The 237-nt window shown below is 57.8% G+C and carries 1 protein-coding gene; it reads right to left on the bottom strand.

Features of this window, described 5'->3' with window-relative positions; genetic code table 11:
• Positions 1-237 (bottom strand): hypothetical protein (locus KMS84_RS40695; RefSeq protein WP_256921678.1); only part of this gene is annotated, 237 nt, incomplete at both ends.

Genomic DNA, 237 nt, shown 5'->3' with positions numbered 1-237 from the left:
CTTTCTTCTGTTGATCGGGCGAGATCAGCAGCGATTTATCGCCAGAGGCGCGCGCTTGGATGATGCGGCGCTCTACCAACATCCGATATTCGCCAAGCTCTTTGGCGCGTTTGTCTGCGTTGGTTTCCGTTTCCTTGCGTAGTTTGTCCAGTGCAACCTGATCAGCGAGCGCAAGTTGCTGCTGCTGTTGCTGGAAGCCGCGCGCGGCTGCCCGGCGCTCCTCTTCAGCCTTCAACA

It is taken from the genome of Streptomyces hilarionis (assembly GCF_024539675.1).
Taxonomy (GTDB): Bacteria; Actinomycetota; Actinomycetes; order Streptomycetales; family Streptomycetaceae; genus Streptomyces; species Streptomyces hilarionis.
This window is presented reverse-complemented; position numbering and strand designations above follow the sequence as displayed.